General features: G+C 68.5%; 6 protein-coding genes. 4 read left to right on the plus strand and 2 right to left on the minus strand.

Annotation, left to right across the window (positions count from 1 at the left end; translation table 11 throughout):
* Together U9983_RS10490 and U9983_RS10495 are read left to right on the plus strand one after the other, a co-directional pair.
* The coding region (locus tag U9983_RS10490; RefSeq protein ID WP_322753821.1) for an SRPBCC family protein at window positions 1-390 on the plus strand (390 nt) is incomplete at its 5' end.
* Between the two features lie 99 nt (window positions 391-489).
* On the plus strand, window positions 490-1,974 hold the full coding sequence (locus U9983_RS10495) for a VWA domain-containing protein (protein WP_322753822.1): 1,485 nt from the start codon (window positions 490-492) through the stop codon (window positions 1,972-1,974).
* Window positions 1,975-2,071: 97 nt separating this feature from the next.
* Here the strand turns inward: U9983_RS10495 and U9983_RS10500 are convergent, their stop codons facing one another.
* Entirely contained in the window at window positions 2,072-2,464 is a 393-nt protein-coding gene (locus tag U9983_RS10500; RefSeq protein WP_322753823.1) for a helix-turn-helix domain-containing protein, read from the minus strand.
* Between the two features lie 298 nt (window positions 2,465-2,762).
* Here U9983_RS10500 and glgX point away from each other — a divergent pair, with 298 nt between their 5' ends.
* Together glgX and U9983_RS10510 are read left to right on the plus strand one after the other, a co-directional pair.
* Window positions 2,763-4,952: a glycogen debranching protein GlgX gene (gene glgX, locus U9983_RS10505; RefSeq protein ID WP_322753824.1), complete on the plus strand. Its 2,190-nt coding sequence runs from the start codon at window positions 2,763-2,765 to the stop codon at window positions 4,950-4,952.
* 321 nt (window positions 4,953-5,273) lie between these two features.
* The gene (locus tag U9983_RS10510; protein ID WP_322753825.1) at window positions 5,274-5,522 is read left to right on the plus strand and encodes a hypothetical protein; all 249 of its coding nucleotides are present in this window, start codon (window positions 5,274-5,276) and stop codon (window positions 5,520-5,522) included.
* 227 nt (window positions 5,523-5,749) lie between these two features.
* Here the strand turns inward: U9983_RS10510 and U9983_RS10515 are convergent.
* A partial coding sequence (locus U9983_RS10515; protein WP_322753826.1) for a WD40 repeat domain-containing protein occupies window positions 5,750-8,693 on the minus strand: 2,944 nt, incomplete at its 5' end.

Consider the following 8,693-nt stretch of genomic DNA (forward strand, 5'->3'; position numbering starts at 1 on the left):
ATCACCGATCCCGAGATCAGGAGCAAGTACAACTTCGGCGCGAGGGTCGTCTCGGACTGGACACCGGGCTCGCGCTACGAGATGAGCGCTCCGGGCGCACCCGGCCCGCTCGGCGAGGGGGAGAACCTCGAGATCGACCCGCCGCGCCGGCTCGTCCAGAGCGCAACCATGCTCTGGAGCGACGAGGTGAAGAGTGAGGGTACCTCCAGAATCACCTGGGAGATCGAACCGATCGGCGACTCGTGTCGCCTGACCGTCACCCACGACCAGTTGCGCGAGGGCGCGAACGAGGAGCTCTACGGCGGCTGGCCGATGATCCTGTCGGGCCTGAAGACGTGGCTGGAGACCGGCGAGCTGCTTACCACCCCGGGATCCCTGATGTACTCCTGAGCCGGCTCCTACCGTGAACCTCGCCGTGAACCTCGCCGTGAATCCTGCTGGCGGTGCGTCCGAGCGTGGCGCAGGTCGGGGGAAATACACTCTCTTGGCATGACTGTGGTTCTGCCCAAAGGCGGGAACGTGGTGCTCTCGCCGCGGGTCGGGCGAGTCTGTGTCGTGCTCGACTCCGCCGCCGGGCCGGCATTGGACGCCAGCGCACTGCTGCTCACGGCTTCCGGCCGCGTCCGCAGCGACGCAGACTTCGTCTTCTACAACCAGCCGCGCTCGGTCGAGGGTGCTGTGACTCTTGCGGCGCGGTCCGGGCGGCAGGAGACGGTCACCGTCGACCTGGCCCGGCTACCACCGGAGATCTCAACCGTTGTCGTCGCCGTGTCGACCGACGGCCAGCCGGTCGGCGCGGTGCGCGGTCTGCATGTCCGGGTCCATGAGGCGCCCGGAGCCGGCGCGACACCCGCACCCGGTTCGGAGATCGTCCGGTTCGAGGTCACCGACGCGGGCGCCGAGACGGCGTTCGTCCTGGGTGAGCTCTACCGGCGGTCCGGCCAGTGGAAGTTCCGCGGGGTGGGCCAGGGTTGGACCTCGGGCCTGGCCGGGCTCGCCACGGACTACGGCATCACCGTGGATGAGCCGCCCGCCTCGGCCAAACCATCAGCTCCAACTCCAGTTCCGGCTCCAACTCCAGCGCCAGCTCCAAGGCCAGTACCAGCGTTTCCGGTGCCGCCGAGCTCTGTGCCCCAGCCGAATCCCGTCTCCCTGGCGAAGGCCGTCCGGCTGGAAAAGCAACTCGCCGGGGCTTCACCGGCCATGGTCGACCTGGTCAAGCGCGCCGGGGTTTCCCTGCAGAAGAAGGGAATGTCCGAGCACCGTGCCCGGGTTGCGCTCTGTCTGGACATTTCGCTGTCAATGAGTGGGCTGTACGACAAGGGTAAGGTGCAGCAGCTCTGCGAGCGCATTCTGGCGCTCGCCGTGCAGTTCGATGATGACGGTTCCTGTGATGTCTTCACCTTCGGCCGCAGTGGCCACGACGAGGGTCCGCTCGATCTGCGTAACTACCAGGGCTGGGTAGCCGGGCTCAGGCGCCACCGCAACCTTGAGGGCGCCACCAACTACGCAAAGGCCATGCAGGTGGTCCGGCGGCACTACTTTCCCGATTCGCGCGGGCGGCAGCGGTCCCGGCCTTGTCCCGACCAGCTGCCCGTGTACGTGATGTTCGTGACGGACGGCCAGGCCACCGACAAGGGAGCCGCCCGTGACCAGATCGCCTGGGCGTCCTACGAACCGATCTTCTGGCAGTTCATGGCGATCGGGAAGACCAGCCGAAATGTCAGTGCCGGTGCCACGGCGATGCCGAAGCGAAGCGGTCTCGGTGGCCTTGTCGACCGCCTGCTTGAGAGCAACTTCAGCTTCCTGGAGGAACTGGATGAGATGGCCGGACGGTTCCTGGACAACGCGAACTTCTTCTCGCTTGCCGACCCGACGGCGATCGGCGATGACCAGCTCTTCGACCTGCTGATGTACGAGTACCCGGGCTGGCTCACCCAGGCCCGTGCCCGCGGCCTGGTCACCGGCACCTGACCAGTTTCGATTAGCGAAGATGTCGTCGCATCTCGGCCGCAAATCGCGGCACGCCTGCGCGTTCGAGGATGGCGGGGAATACCACGGCGACTGTGTCTCACCTTGTGCGGGCTGGGACAGCGGTTACGTCATACAGGTTGTCGTCCTCGGCATCGGAGGCCATCTGGTCCAACACGTGCCTGCGTTCGCGGCGAGTGCGTTCACGGTAATCAAGGATGTCGTGGAGCATGACCCGACGGTAGCGTCCCCGCATGGTGTACGAAACCTCACCTTCGGTCAACAGGCGTACCAGTGTCGGCCTGGAGATGTTGAGCAGGTCGGCAGCCTCCTGCGTCGTCAACATCGTGTTGTGCGGCGCGATCGACACGGCCAGGCCCTGGGCCAGCGCTGCCACCACGTCACCCAGGACGCCGTAGAGTTCCGTCGGGGGAGCCGTCCCCGGCCCACCAGGCGAGCCCTTGACGGCGCCTCCACGTCCGCCAGGCCGCACGCGAACCTGGCAAGGCCCGACCGTATTCGAAAAAAACGTAAGCACGGTCGAAGGTGATGCTTGCCCGCAGGCGTTGAGCGGGTTGCTATGGGCGCCGCGTTCCATGATCTACGCCCCTGTTGCCGGGCGCTCTTAACGATGTGAATCTGATGCTCCTACCACAACACCAGATTCACATCGTTCCCAAAGAGCGCCCGGCAACAGTCCCGCGACGCCGCGCCCCCGGTCGCCGGTCGCCGGTCGCTCTGAGACAGAGCATGTTAATGTGATCGTTACCAAGGGTAAGGATAATACGGCCATGACGTACAGCTCCCTCGGCCCATCGGCAGGCGCGACGACTGGCGGGAAGGTCGCCACGTCCGCGCTTGGGGTCCACCTGCGCGCGGACGGCGCTGATGTCGGCGTGTTGTCCGCCGTCGCCGACGCGGTCGACTTTTGCCTTTTCGATGATGACGACGGCAGCGGCAAAAGCAATGGCGGCGGCGGCGAGACGCGGGTGCCCCTTGAGCAGGACGATTCGGGCACCTGGCGCGGCCATGTGCCCGGCGTGCGAGCTGGGGACCACTACGGGTTCCGGGTGTCCGGCCCGTGGGATCCCGCCGCCGGGCTGCGGTGCAACCCGGCGAAACTGTTGTTGGACCCCTACGCCCGCGCTGTCACGGGAACGGTGCGATGGGGGCCGGCGGTGCTCGGGCACATCCCCGGTGAGCCGGACCGCCGCAACGACGCCGACTCGGCCGGCTGCGTACCCCGGTCGGTGGTGGTGGCGCCCGCGCAGCCGCCCGCCCCGGGGCCGGGCCGGGTGCCGTGGTCGGAGACCGTCATCTACGAAACCCACGTCAAGGGTTTCACCCAGTTGGCTCCGGATGTGCCGGCGCCGCTGCGCGGCACCTATGCCGGTCTCGGCTCACCCGCGGCCGTCGACCATCTGCTCCGGTTGGGTGTGACGACCGTCGAGCTGATGCCGGTGCACCATTTCCTGCACTCCGGCGTCCTACTCGACAAGGGCCTGCGCAACTACTGGGGATACGACTCGATCAGCTATTTCGCCCCGCACGGCGAATACGCGGCGACGTCGGTCCCCGGCGGGCAGGTCGACGAGTTCCGGACCATGGTCGAGGCGCTGCACGCCGCCGGGCTCGAAGTGCTGCTGGACGTCGTGTTCAACCACACCGCCGAGGGCAACGAGAACGGCCCGACGCTGTGCTACCGCGGTCTGGACAACGCCGCCTACTATCGGCTCGTCCCCGGGCAGCAGCGCTTCTACTATGACACCACCGGCACCGGTAACACCCTCGATCTCGCGCATCCAGCGGCGCTGCGCCTGGTACTCGACGCATTGCGGTACTGGGTGGTGGCGATGGGCGTCGACGGTTTCCGTTTCGACCTTGCCGCGTCGCTGGCCCGCGACGAGGACGCCGGGTGGGATGTGTACTCCGCCTTCCTCGACGCGATCGCGCAGGACCCGGTGCTATCCGCGGTGAAACTGGTCGCCGAGCCGTGGGATACCGGCGTCGACGGCTATGACCTCGGCCGTTTCCCGGCCGGCTGGTCGGAATGGAACGGCCGCTACCGTGACGACGTCCGCGACTTCTGGCGGGGTCTGGATGGCAAGGTTCCGGCGCTGGCCACGAGGCTGGCCGGCAGCTCCGACCTGTACCCGACCCGCGGCCCGGTGGCGAGCATCAACTTCATCACTTGCCACGATGGTTTCACACTGCGTGACCTGACGTCGTATGACGCCAAGCACAACGAGGCCAACGGCGAGGGGAACCGGGACGGCACCGACGACAACAGGTCCTGGAACTGCGGCGCAGAGGGCGACACCGATGACCCGGCCGTGCTGGCGTTGCGCGCCCGCCAGCAACGCAACCTGCTTACCACCCTCCTGGTCAGCGAGGGCGTACCGATGCTCTCTCACGGCGACGAACTCGGCCGCAGCCAGCATGGCAACAACAACGCCTACTGCCAGGACAACGACATCTCCTGGATGGACTGGGCCGCCGCAGCTGGCAACGCCGACCACCCGGACCACCCGGACCACCCGGACCGCGCCGATCTCATCGCCTTTACCGCCGGTCTGATCCGGCTACGCCGCGAGCACCCGGTGCTGCGTGCCCGCCGATTCCCGACCAGCGTCTCGCCTGCGGCCGGCGGTGGCGTTGTGCAGACCTGGCTGCGCCCGGACGGGCAGCCCATGACCGACGGCGACTGGAAGGCCACGTTCGCCCACGCACTCGCCGCCCACCTGCGCGGCGGTAGCGGTCCTGGCCACAATTCCGGCGACGATGGCGGGGCTGAGGCCGGTGAGTTGCTGCTGGCCTTCAACGCCTACTGGGAACCGGTGACCTTCACCCTCCCCGGCGTGGGCTGGGGGCTCGTGCTGGACACCACCACCCCCGACCCGCCACGATCGGCTCCTGCCGGCCCGGCCGGCCCCACCATCGACGTCGGCCCACGCAGCGTCGTCATCCTCAGCCGCTCCTGACCGGGCAGGGTGGCCCGCCGGCGGGCAGGGTCGGTGTCGCGTTGCGCGACCGCGTTTCGCCGTGCATACTTGAAGCGCCGAGGCAGTAGCTGAGGAAGTAACCCCGGTCCCTCCCCGGACGAGGAGCGGCCGGGGTTTGCGTTATCCGGGCCCAGCGCAGGGCACCGCGGCTGACCGCGCCCACACGGTCCAGATCCCTCCTTTCCCTTCGGCCCACGCGAACCCATCGGCGAGCCACAGCAGAGGCTCTTCGTGTTTGCGCATGTGCTCGTAGGTCAGTGGGGGTTTCGGACCGAGCGCGGCGCGTAAGGTCGATCGATCGTGGTGGTCACGGCCTTCTCGGCTTTCCAGCACGAGCCGGGTGATGCCCGTCCTGACCAGATCAACGGCGATCATGTGAAGAAGGTGGGCGCGAGCAGCATCGGCATTCGTAAAGTCCGCCAGACATGCGGAGTAATGATCTATTTTTTTACTCGTCTGGCCGAACAGGGCGAGCAGTCGACGACGCCGGGCGTCCTTTTCGTCCGTGAAGTGGATGCTGCGCTGTCCGCTGAGCAACTCGGCGCGTAGCAACGTACGAGCCTTGGCGAGATCGGCGATGGCAACCTGTACTATGGCCAGCCGGTATATCCCGCTACGGCAGGATTCATCGCCGAAGGCGTGACATGGCTGATCTTTCGTCATAGTTTTCTGACTGTACGCCACTGCTCCGACACGATGGTCGGCCCACGCAGCGTCGTCATCCTCAGTCGCGCCTGACGGGCTGGGCCTGCCGGCAGAGTTGCGCGGTCGTGCAGTCAGCGGCGGCGGAAGAGGCCGCCCTTGGGCGCGGGACGCGGGCCGGGCGGGGCTACCCGGGGTGTGACGGAGTGCCAGCCGGCGGGTAGGGCCAGCGGCGCGTCCGCCGGGATGCGCCGGATGGTCGGGTCGTAGCCGTCCAGCTCGCCAGGCTCGAAACGGACATTCTTGATCATAAACCAGAAGGAGTCGTCCGGTTCGCCGATCAGCTTGTACGAACCGTCCGGAAGGAGCACCGCCCACCCTCCTCGGCCCCCGATCATAGTTGCGATCCGCCGGCCAGTGGTCGTCTCCCACAACCGCACCGAGCCATCCGCACCCCCGGAGGCGATCATGGTGGCGTCCGGGGAGAACCCCACCGACCGCACCCGGCCGGTGTGGCCGGTCAGGGTGCGTAGTTCACGGCCGGTCGCGGTGTCCCACAGCCGCACCGACCTATCGTCACCCCCGGAAACGATCATGGTGCCGTCCGGGGAGAACCCCACCGACCGCACCGGTCTGGTGCGGCCGGTCAGGGTGCGCAGTTCACGGCCGGTCGCGGTGTCCCACAGCCGCACCGAGCGATCCTCACCCCCGGAAGCGATCATGGTGGCGTCCGGGGAGAACCCCACCGACAACACCCAGTCGGTGTGGCCGGTCAGGGAACGCAGCTGTCGGCCGGTCGCGGTGTCCCACAGCCGCACCGAGCGATCCTCACCTCCGGAAGCGATCATGGTGGCGTCCGGGGAGAACCCCACCGACCACACCCGGTCGGTGTGGCCGGTCAGGGAACGCAGCTGTCGGCCGGTCGCGGTATCCCACAGCCGCACCGAGCCATCCTCACCCCCCGAGGCGATCATGGTGGCGTCCGGGGAGAACCCCACCGACCACACCCAGTCGGTGTGGCCGGTCAGGGAACGTAGTTCGCGGCCGGTCGCGGTATCCCACAGCCGCACCGAGCTATCAACACCCCCCGAGGCGATCATGGTGCCGTCCGGGGAGAACCCCACCGACAACACCCGGTCGGTGTGGCCGGTCAGGGAACGCAGTTCGCGGCCGGTCGCGGTGTCCCACAGCCGCACCGAGCGATCCTCACCCCCAGAGGCGATCATGGTGGCGTCCGGGGAGAACCCCACCGACCACACCCGGCCGGTGGGGGCGGTCAGGGTGCGCAGTTCACGGCCGGTCGCGGTGTCCCACAGCCGCACCGAGGTATCCCCACCCCCCGAGGTGATCATGGTGGCGTCCGGGGAGAACCCCACCGACAACACCCAGTCGGTGTGGCCGGTCAGGGAACGCAGTTCACGGCCGGTCGCGGTATCCCACAGCCGCACCGAGCCATCACCACCCCCAGAGGCGATCATGGTGGCGTCCGGGGAGAACCCCACCGACCACACCGAGCCGGTGTGGCCGGTCAGGATGCGCAGTTCACGGCCGGTCGCGGTGTCCCGCAGCCGCACCGAGCCATCCTCACCCCCAGAGGCGATCATGGTGGCGTCCGGGGAGAACCCCACCGACCACACCCGGTCGGTGTGGCCGGTCAGGGAACGCAGTTCACGGCCGGTCGCGGTATCCCACAGCCGCACCGAGCCATCCCCACCCCCAGAGGCGATCATGGTGGCGTCCGGGGAGAACCCCACCGACAACACCGAGCCGGTGTGGCCGGTCAGGGTGCGTAGTTTACGGCTGGTCGCGGTGTCCCACAGCCGCACCGAGCTATCAACACCCCCCGAGACGATCATGGTGCCGTCCGGGGAGAACCCCACCGACAACACCCGGTCGGTGTGGCCGGTCAGGGAGCGCAGCTGTCGGCCGGTCGCGGTATCCCACAGCCGCACCCAGCCATCGTCACCCCCGGAGGCGATCATGGTGCCGTCCGGGGAGAACCCCACCGACAACACCCGGCCGGTGTGGCCGGTCAGGGTGCGCAGTTCACGGCCGGTCGCGGTATCCCACAGCCACACCGAGCCATCCCCACCCCCCGAGGCGATCATGGTGCCGTCCGGGGAGAACCCCACCGCGTACTGCGGTGAGGCCGCCGACCGCAGCATCACCTGCGCGGAATCCCGCCCGGCGACCGCCGCCACGGCCAGCTCCGGCGCCTCCCGGACCGAACCGAGCTGGCCACCGAGAATCGCCGCCCGCGACCATCGGCTACCCGTCAGCACCGCGCCGGTCAGGTCCGTGTCGATGAAACGGGCACCCGTAAGATCCGCGCCGGTCAGGTCCACCCCGGCGAACCCGGCACCGGTCACCCGCGCGCCCCGCAGGGACGCGCCGGTCAGGTCGGGCGCTCGCAGCGTCCCGCCGATGAGCTGGATGTCGTCGAGATCGGCGCTGCGGGCGATCAGCCCGTCTGCGCTGACGTCGCGGACCGTCGCGCCGGTCAGTTTCGTCCCGGACAGGTCCGCGCCGTCGAGCGCGGTCGCCGCCAGTGAGGCACCCGTGAGCACCGCGTCGCGCAGATCAGCGCCGTGCAGATCGGCACGGTCGAGCCGAGCATCGGTCAGGTTCGCCTCCCGCAGATCAGCACCCCGCAGATCCCGACCGGAAAGATCATGGCCGGCGAGATCGGCGCCGGCCAGCTTCGCCCCCGTCCGCAGCCCGACGCCCAGCCGCCGCGCCACCACCACCGCGTTCGCCTTCGCCACCCCGGGCGAGTCCGCGTCGTCGACGGTGTCCTGCGCCCACCGAGCCGCCGCGTCCCGGCCGGCCAGATCGGCGAAGAAGTCGGCCATCAGCTCCGACATGCTCTGCGCCGCGAGCAGATCACCGGCCTGACCGGCCTGACCGGCCTGACCGGCCGTTGCGGCGAGCCAACGGGCCGCTTCGGCCGCGACCAGATACTCCATCACCGACCAGTGAATGAAGGAGAACCGGCCCTCGGCATCCCGGCGCAACGCCGTACCCGAACCAAGCAGATGCGCGGCCTCAGCCGGACTCAGACCACGCGGATCACGCATC

Source organism: Protofrankia sp. Cas3 (assembly GCF_963555955.1).
Taxonomy (GTDB): Bacteria; Actinomycetota; Actinomycetes; order Frankiales; family Frankiaceae; genus Protofrankia.